This window comes from Streptomyces sp. Xyl84 (assembly GCF_059731885.1).
Genome location: NZ_AP029184.1, coordinates 75,192 through 95,358, shown reverse-complemented (window position 1 = coordinate 95,358; position 20,167 = coordinate 75,192). Strand labels below are relative to the sequence as shown.

General features: G+C 70.8%; 29 protein-coding genes. 27 read left to right on the top strand and 2 right to left on the bottom strand.

The annotated features are described in order from the left end of the window. Positions 1-193 precede the first annotated feature (193 nt). The 7 genes from AC6I72_RS38460 (at position 194) to AC6I72_RS38430 (ending at position 6,845) form a co-directional block, all read left to right on the top strand. Complete coding sequence (locus AC6I72_RS38460) at positions 194-685, top strand: hypothetical protein (RefSeq protein WP_498006633.1); 492 nt, start codon at positions 194-196, stop codon at positions 683-685. Beyond that, positions 682-918 carry a hypothetical protein gene (locus tag AC6I72_RS38455; RefSeq protein WP_498006632.1) on the top strand — a complete coding sequence of 79 codons (237 nt, stop codon included), beginning with the start codon at positions 682-684 and terminating at the stop codon, positions 916-918. Before AC6I72_RS38460 ends, AC6I72_RS38455 begins: the two co-directional genes overlap by 4 nt. Positions 919-1,070: 152 nt before the next feature. Further along, positions 1,071-3,332, top strand: coding sequence for an ATP/GTP-binding protein (locus AC6I72_RS38450; protein ID WP_498006630.1), 2,262 nt, complete (start codon positions 1,071-1,073; stop codon positions 3,330-3,332). A gap of 14 nt (positions 3,333-3,346) precedes the next feature. Then, positions 3,347-3,760, top strand: coding sequence for a conjugal transfer protein TraB (locus AC6I72_RS38445; RefSeq protein ID WP_498006628.1), 414 nt, complete (start codon positions 3,347-3,349; stop codon positions 3,758-3,760). A gap of 84 nt (positions 3,761-3,844) precedes the next feature. Continuing rightward, positions 3,845-5,962, top strand: a complete 2,118-nt coding sequence (locus AC6I72_RS38440) for a chromosome segregation protein ParM (protein WP_498006626.1) — start codon at positions 3,845-3,847, stop codon at positions 5,960-5,962. A gap of 76 nt (positions 5,963-6,038) precedes the next feature. Then, positions 6,039-6,227 carry a hypothetical protein gene (locus AC6I72_RS38435; RefSeq protein WP_199579408.1) on the top strand — a complete coding sequence of 63 codons (189 nt, stop codon included), beginning with the start codon at positions 6,039-6,041 and terminating at the stop codon, positions 6,225-6,227. A 69-nt stretch (positions 6,228-6,296) separates the two neighbouring features. Continuing rightward, positions 6,297-6,845 (top strand): DUF6197 family protein, encoded by a 549-nt coding sequence (locus AC6I72_RS38430; protein WP_498006624.1) that lies wholly within the window; start codon positions 6,297-6,299, stop codon positions 6,843-6,845. Here AC6I72_RS38430 and AC6I72_RS38425 read toward each other — a convergent pair. Then, positions 6,839-7,923 (bottom strand): IS630 family transposase gene (locus tag AC6I72_RS38425; protein WP_498006538.1). Its coding sequence is split into 2 segments (ribosomal slippage): positions 6,839-7,398 and positions 7,398-7,923, totalling 1,086 coding nucleotides; the frame shifts between segments, so codons are not numbered across the junction. The two genes, AC6I72_RS38430 and AC6I72_RS38425, sit on opposite strands and share 7 nt — an antisense overlap. Positions 7,924-8,110: 187 nt before the next feature. On the opposite strand from AC6I72_RS38425, the gene AC6I72_RS38420 reads away from it, so the two are divergent. The 3 genes from AC6I72_RS38420 (at position 8,111) to AC6I72_RS38410 (ending at position 9,944) form a co-directional block, all read left to right on the top strand. Further along, positions 8,111-8,917: a hypothetical protein gene (locus AC6I72_RS38420; RefSeq protein ID WP_498006623.1), complete on the top strand. Its 807-nt coding sequence runs from the start codon at positions 8,111-8,113 to the stop codon at positions 8,915-8,917. An 84-nt stretch (positions 8,918-9,001) separates the two neighbouring features. After that, the gene (locus tag AC6I72_RS38415; protein ID WP_498006622.1) at positions 9,002-9,244 is read left to right on the top strand and encodes a hypothetical protein; all 243 of its coding nucleotides are present in this window, start codon (positions 9,002-9,004) and stop codon (positions 9,242-9,244) included. A gap of 145 nt (positions 9,245-9,389) precedes the next feature. After that, the gene (locus tag AC6I72_RS38410; protein WP_498006620.1) at positions 9,390-9,944 is read left to right on the top strand and encodes a hypothetical protein; all 555 of its coding nucleotides are present in this window, start codon (positions 9,390-9,392) and stop codon (positions 9,942-9,944) included. Positions 9,945-9,982: 38 nt separating this feature from the next. Here the strand turns inward: AC6I72_RS38410 and AC6I72_RS38405 are convergent, their stop codons facing one another. Continuing rightward, positions 9,983-11,224: an IS110 family RNA-guided transposase gene (locus AC6I72_RS38405; protein WP_498006873.1), complete on the bottom strand. Its 1,242-nt coding sequence runs from the start codon at positions 11,222-11,224 to the stop codon at positions 9,983-9,985. A gap of 758 nt (positions 11,225-11,982) precedes the next feature. Here AC6I72_RS38405 and AC6I72_RS38400 point away from each other — a divergent pair. From AC6I72_RS38400 to AC6I72_RS38320, 17 genes are all read left to right on the top strand, one after another. Beyond that, positions 11,983-12,411: an RRQRL motif-containing zinc-binding protein gene (locus AC6I72_RS38400; RefSeq protein ID WP_498006618.1), complete on the top strand. Its 429-nt coding sequence runs from the start codon at positions 11,983-11,985 to the stop codon at positions 12,409-12,411. A 19-nt stretch (positions 12,412-12,430) separates the two neighbouring features. Next, positions 12,431-12,676 carry a hypothetical protein gene (locus tag AC6I72_RS38395; protein ID WP_498006617.1) on the top strand — a complete coding sequence of 82 codons (246 nt, stop codon included), beginning with the start codon at positions 12,431-12,433 and terminating at the stop codon, positions 12,674-12,676. Further along, positions 12,673-12,966: a hypothetical protein gene (locus tag AC6I72_RS38390; protein ID WP_498006615.1), complete on the top strand. Its 294-nt coding sequence runs from the start codon at positions 12,673-12,675 to the stop codon at positions 12,964-12,966. Before AC6I72_RS38395 ends, AC6I72_RS38390 begins: the two co-directional genes overlap by 4 nt. A 123-nt stretch (positions 12,967-13,089) precedes the next feature. Continuing rightward, positions 13,090-13,710 carry a hypothetical protein gene (locus AC6I72_RS38385; RefSeq protein WP_498006613.1) on the top strand — a complete coding sequence of 207 codons (621 nt, stop codon included), beginning with the start codon at positions 13,090-13,092 and terminating at the stop codon, positions 13,708-13,710. A 158-nt stretch (positions 13,711-13,868) separates the two neighbouring features. Continuing rightward, positions 13,869-14,828 carry an AAA family ATPase gene (locus AC6I72_RS38380; protein ID WP_498006612.1) on the top strand — a complete coding sequence of 320 codons (960 nt, stop codon included), beginning with the start codon at positions 13,869-13,871 and terminating at the stop codon, positions 14,826-14,828. Beyond that, a complete protein-coding gene (locus tag AC6I72_RS38375) occupies positions 14,825-15,034 on the top strand; it encodes a hypothetical protein (protein WP_498006610.1) in 210 nt (69 codons plus the stop codon). The genes AC6I72_RS38380 and AC6I72_RS38375 overlap by 4 nt, the downstream gene beginning before the upstream one ends. A 15-nt stretch (positions 15,035-15,049) precedes the next feature. Next, positions 15,050-15,355, top strand: coding sequence for a hypothetical protein (locus AC6I72_RS38370; protein WP_498006608.1), 306 nt, complete (start codon positions 15,050-15,052; stop codon positions 15,353-15,355). Between the two features lie 64 nt (positions 15,356-15,419). After that, on the top strand, positions 15,420-15,662 hold the full coding sequence (locus AC6I72_RS38365) for a hypothetical protein (RefSeq protein WP_498006606.1): 243 nt from the start codon (positions 15,420-15,422) through the stop codon (positions 15,660-15,662). A 90-nt stretch (positions 15,663-15,752) separates the two neighbouring features. Next, positions 15,753-16,430, top strand: coding sequence for a GGDEF domain-containing protein (locus tag AC6I72_RS38360; protein WP_498006605.1), 678 nt, complete (start codon positions 15,753-15,755; stop codon positions 16,428-16,430). Beyond that, entirely contained in the window at positions 16,427-16,873 is a 447-nt protein-coding gene (locus AC6I72_RS38355) for an ASCH domain-containing protein (protein ID WP_498006604.1), read from the top strand. The genes AC6I72_RS38360 and AC6I72_RS38355 overlap by 4 nt, the downstream gene beginning before the upstream one ends. After that, positions 16,870-17,136, top strand: coding sequence for a hypothetical protein (locus AC6I72_RS38350; protein ID WP_498006602.1), 267 nt, complete (start codon positions 16,870-16,872; stop codon positions 17,134-17,136). Before AC6I72_RS38355 ends, AC6I72_RS38350 begins: the two co-directional genes overlap by 4 nt. A 28-nt stretch (positions 17,137-17,164) precedes the next feature. Beyond that, complete coding sequence (locus tag AC6I72_RS38345; protein ID WP_498006600.1) at positions 17,165-17,359, top strand: hypothetical protein; 195 nt, start codon at positions 17,165-17,167, stop codon at positions 17,357-17,359. Beyond that, positions 17,359-17,841, top strand: coding sequence for a hypothetical protein (locus AC6I72_RS38340; protein ID WP_498006598.1), 483 nt, complete (start codon positions 17,359-17,361; stop codon positions 17,839-17,841). Before AC6I72_RS38345 ends, AC6I72_RS38340 begins: the two co-directional genes overlap by 1 nt. Further along, positions 17,838-18,020, top strand: a complete 183-nt coding sequence (locus AC6I72_RS38335) for a DUF8839 family protein (RefSeq protein WP_498006596.1) — start codon at positions 17,838-17,840, stop codon at positions 18,018-18,020. Before AC6I72_RS38340 ends, AC6I72_RS38335 begins: the two co-directional genes overlap by 4 nt. An 84-nt stretch (positions 18,021-18,104) precedes the next feature. Continuing rightward, on the top strand, positions 18,105-18,884 hold the full coding sequence (locus AC6I72_RS38330; protein WP_498006595.1) for an HIT family protein: 780 nt from the start codon (positions 18,105-18,107) through the stop codon (positions 18,882-18,884). Further along, on the top strand, positions 18,881-19,564 hold the full coding sequence (locus tag AC6I72_RS38325) for a hypothetical protein (protein WP_498006594.1): 684 nt from the start codon (positions 18,881-18,883) through the stop codon (positions 19,562-19,564). Before AC6I72_RS38330 ends, AC6I72_RS38325 begins: the two co-directional genes overlap by 4 nt. Continuing rightward, a complete protein-coding gene (locus tag AC6I72_RS38320) occupies positions 19,561-20,088 on the top strand; it encodes a hypothetical protein (protein ID WP_498006592.1) in 528 nt (175 codons plus the stop codon). The genes AC6I72_RS38325 and AC6I72_RS38320 overlap by 4 nt, the downstream gene beginning before the upstream one ends. Positions 20,089-20,167 lie beyond the last annotated feature (79 nt).

Sequence of the window (20,167 nt, the reverse complement as noted above, 5' to 3'; positions counted from 1 at the left end):
CGGCCGCCGCCGGGCCTCGCGCCCTGACCCACCGCACCACTTCGCGGGCCGCCGAAAGGGTCGGCGCACCGCACATGTCCGGCACACACCAGTGAGGGCCAGCCCGCGGGAATCGGGCTGGCCCTCACTGCGACTGCCGGAAGCAGTCAACAGCCCCCCGAGTACAGCAGATCCGACCCCCTGGAGGGACCCCGTGAGTACCGAAGACAAGCCCTTCTTCGACGACCCGAACGCGGCGCTGCGCGAGATCGCGCAGAATCCCGCCGCCTACGCGCACTACCTCGCGGACTTCCACCGGGTCGTGCTGGACATGGCCGCCAAGCTGGAGATCCTCCAGCGCGAGACCCGCGTGCATTGCCGCGGAACCCGGGTGGAGGGCGACAAGCTGGGCCAGGCTTTCCTGCGCAGTTTCCCGGTGGAAAAGTCCCTGAACGATGTTCTGAGAAACCTCAAGAGCATCAGTTCCGGACTGGAAAAGAGTGCCCACAAGCGCCACGCCCACGACGAAAAGGTGAAGGAGGTTAGGAAGAACCGAAAGGAAAAGGCGCTGCTCAAGGAGCGTAAGAACAATCCGCCTCTTCAGGCCGCCCCGGGAAACGCGGCCCAGCAGGATGCACAGAGCCCGAATATGGGCTATGGTGGTCCCACGTCGATTTACAACCTGGACCGCAGGGAGTCGGCGTGAGTGCCGGTCGCCCGCTCACGAAAGCAGAGCGGAAGAAGTTCAACCGTGCGGAACACGAGCGGAAAATCAAGCAAGAACTGATCGCTCAACACGGAGAAGACCTCGGCACCTTCTACGCCTGGCTTCGGATTGTGAATATCCGAGGCACGCAGGCTTATCGCGCAGGGAACACGGACTTCATCCGTGAGGTGACGCTCGCCCTGCACAACGTCTACGGCCGCCACGCCGGCTAGCTACCTCGCATCTCGTCACGAAGGGCCGTCTCCGACCCCGGGGCGGCCCTTCGGCAATCCCAACGCGTACCGCGCGTGACGCGTGCCGCGCGTGACGCGCACGCGTGTACGCGAGGCCGGTGCCGACTGTCAAGTCCAGGAGGAGGGGTCGCGTGTCCGACGACACCGACAGCAACGTGATCAGCCTCCCCACCCGCGGCGGCGATTCCGGCAGAATGCCGGAAGCCCCCGACGGCGGGGATCTCTTCTATTCCGAACCACCCGACAGCGCCTCGGGCCGCGTCGTTCCCCCGGAGTCCCCGGCGGAGACGACAATGGAACTCCCGCCTATTCGCGGACCTATTTCCCCGGAAACTGCTCTGCGGGAAACAGGAATGCCCGCTGTTCCGGATTCCGAAGACGGAGAATATGAAGAAGGGGAATACGTCCAGTCTCGTTCTCTGGCCGATCGGCTCGGCGACTGGCTGGAACTGCGGATCGAGATGGCGCGGGAGCAGCACGCTGCCGAAGCGCCGTTCCGTGAAGCTGAAATAGCGCGTAAAGCCGCGCTTTTGGAGGCCCGCACCGCCCAGGAAACCGCGATGATGGAGCAGAACGCCAAGCTCCATGCCGCGCAGATGAAATCGAAGGCAGACAAGGCAGCGGCGCGCGGCAAGGCCGACGCGGCGCGGTCCTCCAGCTCCGGCATGGGCGCCGACAAGGGCGGCCGCTCGAAGGCCGGCGGCGGGGGCGGCTCCCGCGGCGGCGGCACCTCCGGCGGTTCGGGCCGGGGCGGCACCGGCGGCGGCCGGAGCCTGGGAACGAACGGGTCCGGCGGCACCGGTCGCGGTTTCGGGAGCGGTAACTCCCCCAAGGGCGCCGGGAAGGGCTCTGATCGCTCCGCTGGCAGCCGTGGGGGCACCTCGAAGGGCAATGAGTCGTCCGGGGGCACGAAAGGCCGCCAGAACGGCCCTGGAGGCTCCAGTGCAGGCAAGTCCGGCACAGGTAAGGGAAGTTCGGGCGGCTCGGGCAAGAACGGCTCGGGCAACTCGGGTTCCGGCAAGGGCGGCTCGAAGGGCGACGGCGGCAGGACGCAGACCTCGCCGGCCTCCAGCCCCCGGGCCGAACGCGCCCGCGGCCGCCAGGAGCGCGCCGCCGCCCGACAGGCCGCCCGGCAACAGCGGCGCGGCGCCGACCAGGCCGCCAACCTCGCCGACCGCAGCAAGGACCGCGACCAGGACCGCGCCAACCGGCAGGCGGAACGGGAGCAGCGCCGCGCGGCGAAAGCCGAGCGGAAGGCCGCGAGGAAGGCGAAGCGGGAGGCCGCCAAGGCCACCGACGGCCGCACCACCCTCGGTGAGGCTGTGGCGGAGGAAGCGCAGCGCCGCTGGGACAAGCGCCGCGCAGCCGAGAAGGACAAGACCGCGAAAGACGGCAAGGCAAAAGACTCCACTGGCGACAAGGACGCCAAGGACTCCGAGGCCACGACCAAGAAGATGCCCAAGGACGGCCCTGAAACGGCCGCTGACGGCCCGAAGGACGGCTCCGCGACCAAGGAGCCGGACGACAGCAAGAAGCGCGGCGAGAAGCCGTCTGACAACTCCGGCGACAAGGACGCGAAGGAAGGCACCGGGACGGACGACGGCCCCAAGCCCGACGACATCAAGGACCCGCCGGGCCCGGACAACAGAGCCGACGGCCGCTCCACATTCAAGGAGAAGATCAAGGACTTCTTCAAGCCCGATGAGGACACCACCCCGCCCGAGGCGGAGGAGCCCTCAACGCTTCGACCTGAAGACCTTGGCGTCACGGTGGACCGCCCCGACGGCCCGACCCGGTCCACCAAGACCGAAGCGGCTGAGGACGACATCCCGGACGCGGTCATCGTCGACGACCCGTCCGACCCCTTCGGAGCCACCATCTCGAGCACGGCGAGCCTCCCCCGGGCCCCCGAGCCCCACACCCAGCGCCCCGGCACCACCCGACCCACCGCACAGGAGGACCCCGTGGCATCGGAGGTCAGCAAGCCCACCTCGGGCCAGACCGGCATGGCGGCCAAGCACCGCACTGACATCACCTTCGGCGAATACCTGATGGAGATGGTGAACATCGCGATCGCCGCCGCGCTCGACAAGGACCGCGCCCAGGACCTGGTCATCGCGCTCGGCAAGGTCGCCGACGCCCTGCGGGACATGGCGGCCGACCTGGTCGGCGACCACAACATCGCCACCGAGGTCGTCAACCAGATCACAGACCTGGCAGACGCCGCGGACCGCATGAAGCAGCTCGCCGAACGGTGCGCCACCGAGTGCGAGATCGCCTCCGAGGCCGCCCGGATCGCCGCCATGTCGGTCGGCCGCGTCTACGGCGAGGACATCCAGGCCATGGACGACGCGGGCCTGGCCCATGCCTCAGCCGCCGCTCACCACGACTAGGAAGGAGGTCCGCCGTGAGCGACCTCGCACCCACCACCGGCGGCGCTGCCGCCCGAACTGATGGCGACAACCGCTACAAGGCCGTCCAGCAGAAGCTCAAGACGCTGGGCAAGGCCATGGACCTGGCCAGCAACGAGCTCGAGGCGCTGCTGCGCGCGATGCGCATGAACGCCCAGCGCGCGGAGGGCCTGGCCGTCGACATCGCCAACGCCGAACTCGACCGCAAGTTCATCGAGATGACCAACCAGGTGGCCGTCGCCCTGGGCGGTGCCGCCGTAGCGGTGCAGCAGCTCCACGAGACGGCTCACGAGGTGTCCGGCCTGGCCCACGACGCGCGGCGTACGCACGCGCGGCTGTACGAGGGCCTGGACACCGTCCGCTCCGGCCGCAAGGAGCGCACCCCCAAGCCGGGTTTCTTCGCCCACTGACCCCCACCTCTCCGAAAGCCCCTGATGGGCGGCCCGCCACCGACGGCGGGCCGCCCATCGCCATCTCGCGAAGGAGAATCCCCCGTGTCCGTGCCGCGCAGCGTCGCCCTGGAGCGCACCCTCTACACCCTGGCCGCCCCGGTCCTCGCCGCGGTCCCGAACTTCTACCCCGACAGCCCCGTCAACACGGTCGTGCAGCTGGCCGGCGCTGCTGGCGTCGGCGGCTGGTTCCTCGCCTGCAAGAGCGACGAGTCCGGCGCGGGACGCAAGATCCTGCGCTGGTCCCCGCTCGTGGCCGCCGCCGCCATCGACGTCGCCGCCCGGCACACGATCGGCTGGGGACCGTGGTGCATGGACGCGCTCCTGGCGGCCGGATGGGCAGCGGCCGGCCTGCTGGTGATGCCGTTCTCCCGGCACACCCGCCGCCGTCACCGTCCCGCTCTCGCCGCCCCGGCCCCCGCGCCGCAGCTCCAGCCCACCCCCGAACAGTCCCCGGCGCAGCCGGACGACGGCGCCGACGCCTTCACCCGGCAGGTCCGCTGGCTGTGGGAGAACCGCGGCATGCCCGGCCGCACCATCGTCATCAAGGCCACCCCGCACGACGGCATGCCCAACGACCTGTCGCTGCTGCTGCGCGCCTCCGAGGCCGGCCGGGCCATCTCCGGTCTCAGGGAAGACGACATCGCCGCCGCGTTCGGCGTCGACGTCACCGACGTGACCATCAAGGAAGTCGTCCGCCAGTACGGGCGCGAGGGCGGCCCCGCCTGGAAGGAGGTCCACGTCACCCCCGATGCGAACGACCGGCGCCGCAAGGACCCCACCGCCCACGAGTGGTGGGCCGACCGGATCGCAAGCGGCCCGGTGCCCGGCTCGGAGTTCGTCAAGGAAGTCCGCGACAAGGAGCGCAAGGTCACCCACTACATCGCCCAGGTCCCCGACGAGATGGGCGAGCCGCGCGTCAACAAGCACGCCCTAGCGGCCGCGCTGAAGACCAAGTACGACGAAGGCCGGCTGTTCGTCACCGTCGACGGCAGTCAGGTCCTGGTCTCCCTATGGGACAGCTCGCCCCTTGCGCAGGTCTTCCCCGCCACCAGGGAACTGCTCACCCCCGACAAGGACGGCCGATGGGTGACCGGCTACCTCGGCAACGGCCAGCCCGCCCGCAACCGCGTCTACACCGACCGGGGCGCCGCCCACGGCCTGTTCGTCGCCCCGTCCGGCGGCGGCAAGACCCAGCTGATGGGCCTGCACGTCGCGGCGGACGCTCTGTTCGGCGCCGTGGTCATGTTGGCCACCGAAGCCCCGGATGAGAAGACCGCCGCACTGGGCAAGCACACTGCCCACTACGGCGTCGGTGCGCTGTACATGATCCGGCTCCTGCGGGTCCTGAACGCGCTCATGGAGATCCGCGGCGAGATGCCGTGGGAAGACGGCGAGGTCCACGAGTGGGACCCGACCCGGCCAGGCTGCCCCTACCGGATGCTGTCCGCCTACCTCGATGAGTTCCTCTCCGCCGCCCGCAACGGCGACTACGGCGCAGAGATCATGGACCTCGCGGAGCTGGTGTCGGTCAAGGGCCGCAAGTACGCGGTCGGCATCAAGGTGGCCGGCCAGTCCATCTACGTCCAGGACGGTTTCACGCAGCTGCTGTGCGAGAACCTGCGCGAGAACTGCATCCCGGTCGTCCTCAAGGTCGCGCCGAAGAAGGTCGGCGACATGTTCAAGGCCCTGGGCATCCCGCCCGAGCACGTCCCCGACCCGCTCCCCCGCTCCTTCTCCCCGGCCGAGGCTGGCCGGATCGAGCGCGTGATGCGCGGCGAGCCCGAGCCGCCGGCCGACTCCAACACCGGCGGCGCGGGCTGGATCGTGGAAGGAACGCAGCCGGACGTCCTGCGCACGCTGTTCATGGACTTCAAGGCCGGTATCGACGAGTTCTTCCCCGACACCGTCGCCACCCTGACCGACTACGAGATCCGCGAGCTCGAAGCGCGGGGCCTGTGGTTCGACTGGACCGAGCCGCCCCGGCCCGGCGAGTTCGGTGACGAGCCGGGCGGCGGCGAGGACGGCGAGGACGACGGCGCTCCCAAGAAGGGCGGCGGTGGCGGCCCACGCCGCGGCGGCGGGAGGTCCGCCACGCGCCGCGACGCGGTCACCTCTCCCCGCCAGGCGCTGGAGGCCATCAAGAACCTCTCCGGCGTCTGACCCACCCCGCACCCCAACCCGCAGGGCCCGGCCGCACCGGCCGGGCCCTGCCCACACCTGGAAGGACACACCGCCCGTGGCCGTTTCGATCTCCGCCGTCGTCCTGCTCGGCATCGTCGTCTTCGTCCTCATCCGGGGCGGCTCCGTACGCCTCGGACCGGCCCTGGCCTGCGGCCTGTTCGGTTTCTTCCTCGCCTCCACCGGCGCCGCACCGCTCATCACCGACGCGATCGGCACCGTCACCGGCTGGATCTCCAGCATCTGAAAACCGCCCCGGCCGCCGGCGTCGAAGGCGCCACCCCGCCCGCGCCTTCGACGTCTCCAGGGAGCCCCGATGCCTCAGACCCACCCCGCCATAGACCAGGCCACCCCGACCACCGCACCGCCTGTGCCGCCGACGGCGCTGTCCCTCGAGGAACGCCTGACGTTCATCAACGCGGCGATGAGCGTGAGGCTGGACGAAGCGAAGGTCGCCTACGAGGTCAACACGGCGCACATCGAGACCGAGCCCGTGGACCTGGCCGACGTCGTCACTGTTCCGCTGACCCCGACGCTCCAGCCGCCGCCGGAGTCCTACCCGACCCCGGTCGCGGCCCTTCTGCAGCGCGCCCACTACCGGCTACTCACCGGCGGCTGGTGCTCCGGTGCCCTGATCGACGAGGACGGCGCCCGCTGCATGCTCGGGGCCATCAGGATCGAGGCCCGCGGCGACAGCGGCCTGGAAGCCGACGCGGCCGCCGTGCTCCTGGACGCGATCCGCCGCAAGTTCGGCGACGACGTCGACTCCGTGCCGTCCTTCAACGACGCGCACGGATCGGCCCGCACCCCGCTCCGCATGGTCGACCAGGCCGCCAGCCTCGCCGACGCACGCGGCCTCTACTGAGCTTGTTGGCGTGGTGTCGTCAGGGTGAGGCCGGTTTCGGCGAGGCATCCGTCGATGAGGTTGCTGCGGTACTGGATCTGGCGGAGGCCATGCCGGAGGGTGCGTATCAGGTGGTCTGGGTCGGTGAAGGCGGTGTTGGCCTGGCTGGTGCGTCGTAGCAGTGACCAGAGGCCCTCGACCGGGTTGAGGTCGGGGGCGTAGGCCGGCAGGAAGTAGCAGGTGATCCAGTCGTGAGCGTCGATGAACGCTCTCAGCCGGGCGTCCTTGTGGACGTTCAGGTTGTCCCAGACGAGCACGATGGGGGCACCGAGCTGCTGGTGGGCGGCGATGAGCAGGTCGCGGTAATCGGTCCAGGTGAAACTGCGTCTGCCGCCCCGCTTGTGATCGACGTGCCGCTTGGGCCGGTAGATCAGGCGTGAGCGTTCGCCCGGCTTGTAGCAGGCCAGGGCCGCGATGGAGAAGCGGCGCTGGGAGCGTCCCCGCACGCGGATGAGGGGTGTGTGACCGCGCTGGGCCCAGGTTCGCGTGGTGGGCGGCGTCATCGAGAAGCCGGCTTCGTCTTCGAAGCACAGCCAGGCCCCGAGCGCCGCCGCGGTGTTTCCACGTGGGGCCAGGTCTCCTTCACCCAGCCTGTGACGGCTTCTTCGTTGCGCTCCACAGCGCGGCGGGCGGGGACCTGGTGGCTGAAGCCGTGCCGGTGCAGCATCTTCGCGATGGCCGAGAGGGACATGCTCTTGTGGAACCGGCGCCCGATCAGCGTCTTGATCCGCGTCAGCGTCCAGATCTGGTCCGGCCAGCCGTGTGCGACCGGGCCCCTGGCCAGCTCCTGTTCCAGTACCGCGAACAGCTGCTCGCTCAGTTTGGGCAGCGACACCGGACCCATCGAGCGAAGACCGCCCGCGCCTGCGTCCTGCCAGGCCAGGCGCCACCGCTGAACGGAGCGCACGCTCACCCGTAAGTCCTTGGCGACCTCGGCGTTGGAGGCGCCGGCGCCGAACCGTTCGGCGGCCTCCATCCGGATCCGCTCACGAAACGCCTGCCGTTCAGGCGTCAGCCCACCACCCTGCGGATACCTCATACAACCGGCATACCGCGACGATCACACCCCGTCAGCCCCCAACGACAACACGCCAACAAACTCAGTAACCCCCTGCTCCGGACCACCTGCCTCACACCCGAACCCCTCGCGGTCGGATGCGGGCCAGGCCGCCCGGCCTGCGCACCACCGCCCATCACACCAACCCGAGCCAGGGAGTCGCCCCGCCATGCAGTCCGACGACAAGCCCGTCAACGGCCACCCCATCAACGGTCAGCACAACCCGAGCTTCCTCGACCTGTTCAGCCAGACGCCCCCGCCGCCCGACGAGAAGGACTGGCCCCGCCCTCCGAAGCGATTCGCCGGGCTACGCGAAGCGTGGGACGCGTCCTGGAAACAGGGCGGCTTCCTGTACGAGCGGTGGGAGGACGTCCGGCACGCGCGGTTCGCGGGCTGGCACGGGATGGCCAACTGGATCAAGGCGGTGCTCAGCCTGGCCAGCGTCTGCGCGTTCATCATCGTGCTGGACGCCGCCGGCGACATCGTCTCCGCCGTGGCCCACCGGATCGCCACCGCGCCCCCGGAAACGCAGTTGGCGTCCGAGACCTCCAACAGCTTCTGGGCAGTGATCGACACCCCGATCCGCTCCTACATCGCCCAGCACACCGGCGGCCTCGCCGTCAGCGGATCCGCCGTCTACGCCTTCTGGCAGGCGGTCGGCCTGTTCGGCCTGGTCGGCGGCTTCTTCCACAGCACCGGCGCCCGCATCACCTACACCCTCTGGGGAGCGGCAAGCATCGGCATGGTGTGGTCCGCATCCCCCGCCGACGGCCGCACCGTCGCCACCGGAATCGCCGTCCTCGCCTGGACCATCGCCTCCGTCTTCGCCCTGCGCGGCCTGAGCCTGCAACCGGTCATCCACACCGCCTTCCAGCCCCACATCGACATCCGCCCCGAGGTCCACGTCCCGGCACCGCCCGCGCCCGTCCACGACGACCTGGGCGACCCGGACAACGTCCACCCGCTCCAGCGCTGACCCACAGGCACGCCCGCCCACCCTCTTGCTCTTGCTAGCGCCGCGCCGACCAGGGCCCCGCGCCTGGACCCGAACGGAAACCTCATGCAGAACACGAACACGCTCTGGGGCGGCACCTACCACGGCCGCCACGACGGCCGCCCGATCACGGTCACCGCCACCCGCGACGACAACCGCCCCGAGCCCTTCGCCTGGACGTGCACCTGCGGGGCCTCCCGCAGCTTCGCCATGGAGGACGGCGTGGACCGCACCGCCTGGCGGCACACCCACCCGACCCTCTTCGACCAACTGCAGCAGAAGGTCGCCCGACTGCTCCGCACCCGCTGAGACCTGACGCCCTGCCTGGCCCTCGCCCGCCCGCCCCCGGGTCGGCGAGGACCGGACAGACACCTCAGGCATGTAACTCGTCAAGTTGAGGGCCTCGGATCACTGTGTAGCCTGTCGATCTGTTCGAACGGGATGAGAGTGAGACGTGGAGACGCTGGTGGAGGGAGCCGTCGCGGAGGCGCTTCGTGACGGGCACGACGAAGCGGTCCGCCTGTATGTCGCTGCCTGTGCCGAACGCATGGCGCCGCTGTTCGTGGGCCTGCGGGCGAACATGCCGGGGCGGGAAGCCGACCTGGACCTCTACGTGGAGACCGTTCGCGATCTTTGGTATGCCGACCGGCCACTCGCTCACGCCGCCGAGCGCGTGCGCCTGCTGGAACGGTTCCCAGAGCTTCAGCCGAACGAGGAGGGGATCACCGATGTCGCCGACACCTACGCGTTCTTCGCTGCCCTCTGCCTGCGGTACGCCCTGCTGGCCCACGGCTCGGGCAACGCTGATGACGCGGAGTCCTGCGGCCATGTGGCGCTCACCGCGATGGGGATGCTGGACCGGAATGTGGCGGGTGCCAGCCTTCTCGCCGACGAGCAACGGCTCCAGTCCCTCTCGCTGAGCGATGACATCTCAGGTCTGTGGGACGCGAGCGTCACGGCAGGGCGAGAGAGGCTCCGTGCCGTGCTGGGGCGCCTGCTCCGCAGGTAGGCACGCTCCAGAACGCTGTCGTAAGAAAGCGCCTCCGGTTACGCGGCCGCGGTGACCACCTCGTCGGGCGGAGCTGGGAAGGCCAGTGCCTCGTCATATTGCTGGCTCTGCTGGAGGCAGTGATAGAGCTGCCCGAGCATGCGATTGAAGAGGTTTCGCTGGGCCGCTGCGTGCCAGTCGCCGTGGTCGTCACGGCGCTTGCGGTAATGCGTCTTGGCGCCAAGAGAGGCGCTGATGGCGGAGAAGGCCCAGAGGTAGCCGGCATGGTTGAGGCGGTCATTCTTCACCCAGCGCCTGGTGACGCTGGACTTCTTGCCGGACGCCCTGGTGATGGGTGATGCGCCGGCATACGCCTTGAGCCCACGAGCGTCTGAGAAGCGCTGCCGGTCGTCGCCGATCTCGGCCAGCACCCGGGCGCCGAGCTGGACGCCGAGGCCCGGGAAACTGAGGATGATGTCAGCGTCCGGGTGCTGAGGGAATGCTTCGTTCACCGCCTCCTCGAGGTCGGTGGCTGCCTTGGAGGCGGCTTCAAGCTGAATGAGAAGGGCGAGCATCTGCTTACCGAGAGCGTCTTCGACGAGCGGCGGTTGATGAGCCCAGTCGCCTCGTAGGACCTCGTGGAGGCGGTCGGCTTCGGCTTCGATGCCGCGCTGGCGGCCAGCCCGCTTGAGGGCCGAACGGAGTTGCGCACGGGTCAGTCGTGCGGCTCGCCTCGGCGTGGGAGCGAGACGGAGAAACTCGTGGGCCTCGGGCCGGCAAAGGCCCTTCTTCCAGGTCTCCACGGCTGCCAGGGCAGCCGGGTAGTACTCACGGAGCAGGGAGCGCAGCTGGTTGGCGATCTGTTGGCGGTTCCAGACGGCATCCTGCTGGGCACGTGCAAGAACTGCGACGGCACGGGCCAGGTCACTGTCCTGTGGCAGAGGCCGGTGTGCGTGCATGTCAGTGCGCAAGATGTTCGCCAGGACCAGGGCGTCGCCGGGGTCGGACTTCTTGCGGGAAACGGAGTGCCGGTCGCGGTAGCGCGAAGCCGCCATCGGATTGATGGCGAACACCTGCCGCTTACCGCTTCGGAGCACGGCCACCAACAGTCCGCGGGAGGTTTCGATCGCGACTGGGATCGGGTTGTCCTCACAGTCACCGTAGTCGGCAAGCAGGTCCAAGAGGATTTTGTAGCCAGCCGCGTCATCCGTGATGTGCCGCTTGGCGAGCAGCTGGCCGCTGTCGTCGACCAGCGCGACGTCGTGCGTGCGCTCGGCCCAGTCGATACCGCAGTAGATCAAGTCTTTCCCCTCCGCCGTGCTCTTGCTGATCGTTCGCGAGCTCACGCGGGCCACGCAGCGACCTAATCCCAGGACTCAGCCCATCAAGGCCGGTCCGCCACCTCAGTAGCTGTTCGTGGCACCAGCTCGCCCCGCGGGCCTCGGTCTTCGCGGGAGCTCGGTGCTCGGGCGTCGTGAGAGGTCACCGTGGAGTGGGCTCGCACCACCAACACCAACGAGTGATGTTCGAAATGGTGTTGACGCTCGGTGACGCTGGGCGTCGCCGATCTTTCGGTAGGCATCGCAGGCCGGGAGGGACGTCAAGCGTCCGCCCAGCGCCAGCGGGCGCCAACACCATCCGGACTCGCTGTGAGCTGGGCGTCGGCTCGGCGTACGTCCAGCGTTCCGTGGCTTCCATCGGTCGCGGTGGCGGCCGATGCGGTCCGAGACGTGCCCCGTCTGTCCGAAGGCCTCAAGGGCCAAGCCGCCCGCTTGCATCCACTCGGCACCGCAGGGGCCGCCACCGCTCGAACGCTCCGTCGCGGATGTCGCCCCAACGGACCGCTCTTAATTCCGGATTAGGCCGCCCGGCCACCAACTCCCGCGCCCCGCCGACGCACCGACGTCAGCGGGGCGCGGTGATACCCACCCAACCGCTGGAGGAGATCACTCGTGCTCATCCCCCGCCCGCGCCGCCGGATCGGCCGGCCCCGCCCGCAGCGTCCCGGCCCCCGCTACTCGCTCCCCCAGCGCCGACTCCCCGGTACCTGGAGCAGGTGATGGCCGACCAGGACGAGGACCTGGTCGACGTCGACCCGTACGACCCCGGCGACGGCTCCTTACCGGTCTTCCGCTGGAAGCAGGCCGGGCGCGAAAACCTCGCAACCCGCCGCCAGCTGCGGGAGATGGGACTGCGCCCCGGCGGACACAACCCCGTCGCACGGATCGAATGCCGCGGCGGGAAGCGGTGGGCGTGGCTGTACCGGATCGACCTGGCGAAGCCGAAACTCCCGATGACGCTCGCGAAGGAAGCCGCGCTCGACAAGGCGATGGCTGCTCGCCAGACGTGTCCCGGCCCCTGTGGCCGGCGCTATTTCCACTGTCTCCCTCTGAAGACCTTGGGGTCCTGCTTGGAGTGCTTCGACGGCACGCCCGCCGACCCCGCCTCCTACGTCGCTCCCCCGGCCAAGCACCTGCTGGCCGCCTGATCCGAGAGGACACCAGCCCATGAGCACCGCCACCCTCGCCGCCTTCACCGAGCCGGACCGCCCCAGGGACCTGCTGATCCGGTTCATCACGGTCGGCGGCTCGTACGTGGACGTCACCGGCCCTGGCGAGCACTCCGACAAGAACCGCTGGAACTGCCACGGCTGCGGAGACTCCTCCGACCGGCCCGAGGAGGACTTCCTGTTCTGCATCCGGCCGGACGCCAACACCCACGCTGCCGCCTGCCGCGCCATCCCGCTGAAGTGACCGCCCGTCACCTGCGCGGCGCCCTGCTGCTGGCCGCCGCCGTCCCGCTCGCCGCGGCGACGGCCGCCGCCGCGCTCAGGGCCGACCACCTCAAGCTCCATGCCGACCGGCACCGCATCGAGATCACCGCCCGGCCCCGGCCGGGCTGCCCGCGCTGCCACGGCGAGGGCGGCTGGTGGACCGGTGGCGCCTTCCCGGAGATGGAGGCGTGCGGCTGCTGGGCGAACCGGCGTGAGCTGCGCGTCCGGCTCCTGCCCGTCCCGGCCTGGCCGGACGAGCCACCGTTCTGAACGCCCTCGTCCCCGGCCGGACAGCGGCCGGGGACGAGGGCACTGCGGGGCGTCCGCAGCATCGGCAAGAGGTCGGTCGCCCCGCATTCCCACCCCGAATCCGAGATGAGGAGCACTTCCATCATGACCGATCGCCTCCGCGCCATTGAGGGCCTGGCCCTGGTCGCCGCCCTGATCGCTGTCTTCGACGGGGTCCACGCACTGGGGGACCAGTTCGTGCAGAACTCGCACGACGCGACGACCAAGGGCATGCACGGCTCCCACCTGGTCTACAAGAACGACGGCTCCCCGGTGGAAGAGGACCCCTGGCGGCACGGCAAGGAGGGCCTCACCTGCACCGCCAGCGCGTACGGCCGCCGCTCGGTGAGCCGACACGTCGCCAGCTACAGCGCCGTGCAGCTCGCCTCCACCCTTGCCGTCACCCGCGCCGTCGGGTACCGCGTCCCCGCCAATGCCCTGCTCACCGGCGCGGCGATCAACGCGGTCACCCACGGAATCCTGGACAGGCGCGATCCGCTGCTCTGGCTCGCGGCGAAGGCCGGAAAGTCCGGCTACATCAGGCACGCCACGGTCGTCCGCAAGGCCGGCGGCGAGGGCAGCGAGTACCCCAAGGCCGTCCAGGACGTCTCCGGTCCCGGCACCGCACTGATGGAGCTGGACCAGGCGGCCCACCGCGCGATCGGCGTGGCCGCCGCCCTCATCACCACCTGGATCACCCTGCGCAAGGGCCACCGCCGCCGGTGACTCCCGCGTTCGCTCGCATCCCCACCCAGACCGACCAGAAGGAGCATCGCCCGCTGACAGCGCTGCCCGAAAGCCGCCGCCCTGCTCCCCCACCACCGCCGGGCAACGCCCCATCCACGCTGCCCGGCACCCCTTTCACTCCCAAGGAGCGAATCCGCATGACCGAGCTGATCTACCCGGAGTTGCCCGAGCACAGCCTGGTGGTCCTCATCGGCCCGTCCGGCGCCGGGAAGTCCACGATCGCGCGCACGTGGCCCGCCTCCCAGGTGCTGTCCCTGGACGCGCTGCGCGAGGTCGTCAGCGACGACGCGGGCGACCAGGCGGCGACCGGCGACGCGGTCGCCGCCCTCCACCTGCTCCTGGAGGCGAGGATGCGGCGCCGGCTGTTCACGGTCGTCGACGCGACCAACGTGAGCCGCGCGGCCAGGGAGCCGCTGGTCGGCGCCGCCATGCGGCACGGCATGCTGCCCGTCGCGGTCATGGTCGCCACCCCCGGCAGCGTCTGCATCCAGCGGCAGGGCCCGCGGCCGGCCAACCGCACCGTGCCGGACGATGTGGTCGTCAAGCAGCGCCAGGACATGGTCGCTTCGCACCGCACCCTCAAGGCCGAAGGCTTCCGCGAGATCGTCTTCTCCGACAGCCTCTGCCGGCTGCTGCCGTTCCTGGAGCGTCTGAGCGGGGCCCGGCAGGCCGACCTCGGCCTGGACGGCGGGGACGGCCTCGGTGACCTGAACCTCGTCTCCCGGGTGTTCGGCGAGGAGATCCTGCCGCTGTGGCAGTGGAAGCCCGGCTCGAACGTGGCCGGCGGCGACCGCGTCGCCGAGATCCGCCTCGGTCAGCAGTACCTCACCCTCGCCCTGCGCACCGACGTGGACGGGAAGGGCGACGTCGGGTTCGACGTGCTGGTCCCGTGCCCACACGACGACGAATGCACCGGCCGCGCCTGGGTGCCCGCCTACAGCGTCACCTGCCTGTACCGCGCGCTCAACGGCGACCTGGACGACGACGAGGACATCGTCTGCACCGTCCACGGCCGCAACAACGGCGACGACCAGGACGACGACCCCGAGGGCCGCGCCGACCTGGAGGGCCAGTACGCGGACGCGGTCCGCGGGTGAGCCGCGCCGCCGACGGGCCGCACCCGCACCCGCTCACCCCGGCCGAACTCCCGGCCGGAGCTGAGTGGTGGCACGGCTGCCCGGACTGCCACCTGCCCATCCAGGGCGGAAGCGCAGGCCTCGCCGCCCACCGCCGCACCGTCCACAACCCCCGCCGCGACTACGGCGACCGCCGCCTCCCCATCACGATCCGGCCCGACCTCTGACAAGGAGACCCACCCATGGCCGTCCAGACCCAGACCGACACCTTCGCCACGCTCCACGACCGCTTCGCCGCCGACCTCGCCGCCCTCATCGGCGACCAGGCGCCGCGCGACGCCACCCCGAACACCTTCATCGACCTGGTCGAAGAAGTCCGCGACGTCCTCGCTTCGTCCAGCATCGGCGCCTGGCAGGACGCCAGCGATGAACTGGACCGCGCGGCCGCCTACCTCACCGACGCACTGACCAGCGTGGACGGCGACCAGGCGTCGCTGCTCGCCTGGGCGCGCACCCACCTGCGCGACGGCATCGAGACGGCCAGCTGAACCCGCGCCTGAGTTGCGCGCACTCTGTGCTACCCCGGACCCGCACTCGCCGGACCGGGGCGGCGTGCACGTCTTCACCGGCCGCGCCGACAGCCGAAGCGCCGCCGTACGGATCGCACACGAGGTCTACGACACGGCACGCGCCGCGGCGACGGCCGGACTCAAGATCCCCCACGGACAGCCGGACGGCTGGGGAGCCTGCGGCTACCGGCCCGGCTGGGAGCTCGACTGGCCCGCCACCACGGCCGGCCGCTGGAACAACCCCTACAGCTGGACCAGCGCCGACGACGGCGACTTCGAGCTGTAGCTCCGCCCCGGGACAGCCGCTGCGCTTGGCGGCTTCGTCGGCTGCCCCGGGCCCATCCATCCCGTACGAGACGAAACGGAGAACCCAAGTATGTCGTCCCTCATGCGCGTTCAGGGCCGGATCGGCCAACGCACCCTGTTACTGACGACCGCCGCCGTGCCGTTGACCGGCTGGGCGGTCCACGCGGTCTCGCTGCACAGGCAGCTCGCCGCCACCCGCCGCGACCCGCTGACCGGCCTGCTGCGCCGCGACGCCTACACCGCCCGTGCCCGTCGACTCCTGGCCCGCCACGGCGACGAAACGGCCGTGGTCATGGTCGACGCCGACAGGTTCAAGGAGATCAACGATGGCCTTGGGCACGCGGCGGGTGACACCGTCCTCGCATCGATCGCGGCCCGGCTCACGGCCTGGGCGGGTCCGCGCGCGGCGGTCGGCCGGCTCGGAGGCGATGAGTTCGCCGTGGTCCTGGAGCTGCCCGCCGAACGCCGGGAGCAGCGCCTGGAGCAGCTGGTCCGAATGCTGCACACCCCGGTCACCCTGGACGACGGTCGCACGGTCGACGTCGCCGCCTCGGTCGGCGCCGCGACCCCGGACGTGATCGGCGCACGCGACCTGCCGCGCCTGCAGAGGGCGGCCGACGCAGCCCTGTACGACGGGAAGCACTCTGGGAAGGCGATGCTGGCGACCGCCGCGCACGCCGCCATGCCGACCGTCAACGGGCGTCGCCCGGGCAGGCCGGGCACGGCCGTGTGGGGGCGGGCAGCATGAGCAGCGCGACTCTTCCGCCGGCGGCCGACTGGATCCGCGGCATCAGCGTCAAGCAGCCGCACGCCGCCTGCCTCCTCACCGGGGCCAAGACGATCGAGAACAGGCCCCGGGCCTGGTCGTGGCGCGGCTGGCTGCTGCTGCACGCGAGCCAGCAGACCGACCGGCCCTCCCTGCGGGTGCCGCTGATCGCCCGCACGATCCGCGGCCGCGACCTGACGACCGGCGCCGTGATCGGCGTCGCCCGGCTGACCGGCTGCCACCAGGACCCGGACGGCTCCCCGCCCTGCACCGAGTGGGCGCAGCCCGGGGCGTGGCATCTGGAGGTCAGCGACGTCCAGGCCCTCGCCCTGCCGATCCCGGCACGCGGGCAGCTCGGCCCCTGGCGACCTACCGAGTATCTGGTCGACCAGGTCCTCCAGCAGCTCCCGCACTTGCGGCCGTGACCGCCCGGCGCCGCCATCTGCGCGCGGTGCCGACACCGCCGGAGCAGCCCGTGGCACCGGTCCAGCTCCTGAACTGGCGCCACTACTCGCACTTCGGCCCGCCCGCACCGTGCGTGCTGTGCGGCACCACCACCCCGCTGAGGTCCCACGCCAAAGAGCCCGTCCACAAAGTCTGCGCGGAGCTCTGGAACGCGGCGAACCCCGGCGAGATGCGGTTCGTCTCCGACCCGCCCAAGGGCGGCGGGACGACCGACCACGCCTGAACCCCTCACCTCCACCTGGAGGCCCCCCATGAGCAGTAACCAGCCCGACGTCGACCGCGCCCTCGCCTATCCCGAGCCGCCGGCCTCGCCGCTCTGGCACCGCCGCGGCCCGAAGGCCCGGCCGCTCACCCCCGCCCAGCAGCGCCGCAACCGCGAGCTCCTCGACCTTGCGCAGCGCACCCCCCGACCCCGCTCCACCAAGCCCCTGGCGGAGGCCCGCTGATGAACCCCCAGACGCACCTGGCCATAGACGGCTACGTCGACGCGATCCCGGCCCCCGGCACCGGCTGGGGAACCGCCCGCTTCGACCTGATCCACTCCCCCGCCGACGCGGACCGGATCGCCCCCGACGCACCGGATACCGTGTACGCCTGCACCACCGGAGCCCCGCGCATCGCAGACGTCCTGCTGCGCGAGATCCAGCCCGGCGACCTCGTACGCGTCACTGGCACCCTGGTCCAGCCCGACGACCCCAAGGCCCCCGCCCACGTCACCGTCGACGGCCTGGAAGTCCTCGAGGCCGCCCCGGCCGCCGTGCTCTACGACCTCGTACTGGAGCGGTTCGGGAACTACGTCGTCGTCTTCGACGCCGACCGCGACCAGGTCCCGGTATTCACCGCGTCCGGCCGCTGGGTCGGCGAGGCCGCCAACCCCGACGCGATCGGTGACCTCATCGACGCCTACGAGGAAGGCGACCTCCGATGACGACCACCCTCCCCGCGCAGCGCACCGTCCTGGAGCGATTCCCCGCCGGCCACCCCCGCGGCTCCTGGCCCGCTGACGAATACGCCGCCGCCCAGCGAGCCCAGGGCACCACCGACGCCCGGGTCGTGATGGACCTGGCCACCGACCAGTTCCTGGTCATCACCGAGACCACCAAGTAGCGCCCGACGTCACCGAGCGCCGCCCGCCGCTTCCGGCCGGGCGGCGCTCCGGCGACTCCACCACTTTCGAGCCTGGAGGCCCTCGTGCCCTACGTGTTCATCGACTCCTTCGGCGCCCGCTGGCAGGACCCGCCGCCGCTCCGCTACCGCGCCGCCGTCCTCGCCATCAACCTCACCAACGCCCTGCTGAACCCGCCCGACGACCCGGCCCTCGCGGACATCGTCGCCCGCCAGACCGGACAGGACGCGGGCGTCCGCGACTACGTCCTGAACATCCCCGGCGCGGCCCGCATCCTCAACGACGCCGTACACGAACTCACGGCCCTGCGCGCCGCCGCGCAGGGCCGTCCCGTCCAGCTCTTGGTGAACTGTTGGTACGGACGCCACCGCGCACCCGCAATCGCCGACGCCATCGGGAACCGGATGCGGGAGGCCGGCGCCCAGGTGCAGGTCACCCACCACCACATCGACCGGCCGCCGGTCCCCCGCAAGCACCCGCGCCCCGACTGTCCGTTCTGCCGGATCATTCACGACGGGGCCCCGGCCACGATCGTCCGTGAGTGGAGCGACGCCCTCGCGATCGTGCCCCGCAGCGGCGGTTGCACCGACGGTCACCTCCTGGTCTTGCCTCGCGGCCACGTCGCGGACTTCACGACCGATCCCGTCGTCTCCGCCACCGTGCAGTTGCGCGCCGCCGAACTCGCCCAGGAGCTGGGCGGCCAGTGGAACTACCTCACCTCCTGCGGCCCGGATGCCACACAGACCGTGTTCCACCTGCACGGCCACCTCGTGCCCCGCACCGCAGGCGACGGCCTCGCCCTGCCCTGGACCCACCCCACCCGCGAACAGGAGCCCGCCCGATGAAGCGCCCCTTCTTCCGCCGCTGCGCCCACGCCCCCGGCGCGCTGTCCCCCGAGGACCGGGCCGTCGTCGACCAGTTCCGCGCGATGCTCGCCGCCGTGCGTGACCCCGAGCCCTGGACGCCCGGCCGCTCCCAGGACATCGCCGTGCGCGTCGGCCCGTTCCTCGAGCGCGCGCACACCCGGCCCGGTGACGACCACGGCACCGAGATGATCGCCGTGGCCCTGGTCCACCCCGACACCCCGCACGCTGCGGCCTACCTCCACGGCCGCCAGCTCGGCTACACCGACCGGGGCTGGCTGCGCTGCGAGACGACCGCGATCCTCGGTCTCTGGCAGCCGGCCTACGCGATGCTCACACACGCCGCCGCGAACCTGCCCCTCCCCGACGACGTCGGCATGGGTCCCGCCCACTACGGCGTCCACGTCGAAGCCCGCCGCGCCGACGGCACCGGCTACGTGCTGCTGCGCCTCGGGCCCTACACCCAGACGTGGCTGGCCTCCCGCGACGCCGACCGCGTCAACACCGAGCTGGAAGGCCGTGCCGCACTCGTCATCCCCGGCTTCACCGTCACCGCGAAGGACGCCGTATTCCACGACAGCGACCACGACAGCTACACCGACCCGCACGGCGCCGACGTTGCCGCGCTCCTGACCGATGCCATCGCAGGGGTGAGCGCGTGACCACCACGGCCCTGTACGAGATCGAGACCAGCGAGGGCGACGACGGCACCATGCACCCCGTCGAACAGCTCTGGACGCCCGGCGAGGACGCGGTGGAGAACGGCTTCCTCGCCCACTCCGGGCTTCACGTCACCGGTCTCGACGACCCCACCGACGATCACCTCTACCCGGTCGCGTTCCTCGTGCTCGGGCACCAGAAGTGGGCCGACACCATCGAGGCCGCCGCCGTGTACATGTCCCGGATCCATGGCTGGCGGAACCTGCACCTCTATCCCGGCGACGACCCCTCGGTCCTCATCCCGCGCATCCCGCGCGCTGTCTGCACCTACGGCGTCTTCTTACGGCACCCGCATCCAGACCACAGCTGCGGGTGCGAGTGGGATGACACCCGGCGCATGGTCTGGGCACCCGGCACTGAACCCGGCGCCGTGCCGGTCACCGCCCTGCGGCACCCGGCCGCCGCGGTGGCCGCCGCCAGCATTCCCAACCCCGACGATGGTGCGCCCGCGACCTGGGCAGCCTGACAGCCGAAGGCCCGGCACCCCGCAGATCGATCGCGGAGGTGCCGGGCCTTCTTTCGTTTCTGGCCCTTAACCCGGTTAA

What these genes read in the sequence shown, in the direction of transcription:
- AC6I72_RS38335 (WP_498006596.1), top strand. Translation starts at nt 17,838, where the DNA reads ATGACGACCACCCTCCCCGCGCAGCGCACCGTCCTGGAGCGATTCCCC.
- AC6I72_RS38385 (WP_498006613.1), top strand. Translation starts at nt 13,090, where the DNA reads ATGACCGATCGCCTCCGCGCCATTGAGGGCCTGGCCCTGGTCGCCGCC.
- AC6I72_RS38400 (WP_498006618.1), top strand. Translation starts at nt 11,983, where the DNA reads ATGGCCGACCAGGACGAGGACCTGGTCGACGTCGACCCGTACGACCCC.
- AC6I72_RS38340 (WP_498006598.1), top strand. Translation starts at nt 17,359, where the DNA reads ATGAACCCCCAGACGCACCTGGCCATAGACGGCTACGTCGACGCGATC.
- AC6I72_RS38355 (WP_498006604.1), top strand. Translation starts at nt 16,427, where the DNA reads ATGAGCAGCGCGACTCTTCCGCCGGCGGCCGACTGGATCCGCGGCATC.
- AC6I72_RS38345 (WP_498006600.1), top strand. Translation starts at nt 17,165, where the DNA reads ATGAGCAGTAACCAGCCCGACGTCGACCGCGCCCTCGCCTATCCCGAG.
- AC6I72_RS38360 (WP_498006605.1), top strand. Translation starts at nt 15,753, where the DNA reads ATGTCGTCCCTCATGCGCGTTCAGGGCCGGATCGGCCAACGCACCCTG.
- AC6I72_RS38420 (WP_498006623.1), top strand. Translation starts at nt 8,111, where the DNA reads ATGCAGTCCGACGACAAGCCCGTCAACGGCCACCCCATCAACGGTCAG.
- AC6I72_RS38370 (WP_498006608.1), top strand. Translation starts at nt 15,050, where the DNA reads ATGGCCGTCCAGACCCAGACCGACACCTTCGCCACGCTCCACGACCGC.
- AC6I72_RS38430 (WP_498006624.1), top strand. Translation starts at nt 6,297, where the DNA reads ATGCCTCAGACCCACCCCGCCATAGACCAGGCCACCCCGACCACCGCA.
- AC6I72_RS38395 (WP_498006617.1), top strand. Translation starts at nt 12,431, where the DNA reads ATGAGCACCGCCACCCTCGCCGCCTTCACCGAGCCGGACCGCCCCAGG.
- AC6I72_RS38325 (WP_498006594.1), top strand. Translation starts at nt 18,881, where the DNA reads ATGAAGCGCCCCTTCTTCCGCCGCTGCGCCCACGCCCCCGGCGCGCTG.
- AC6I72_RS38380 (WP_498006612.1), top strand. Translation starts at nt 13,869, where the DNA reads ATGACCGAGCTGATCTACCCGGAGTTGCCCGAGCACAGCCTGGTGGTC.
- AC6I72_RS38415 (WP_498006622.1), top strand. Translation starts at nt 9,002, where the DNA reads ATGCAGAACACGAACACGCTCTGGGGCGGCACCTACCACGGCCGCCAC.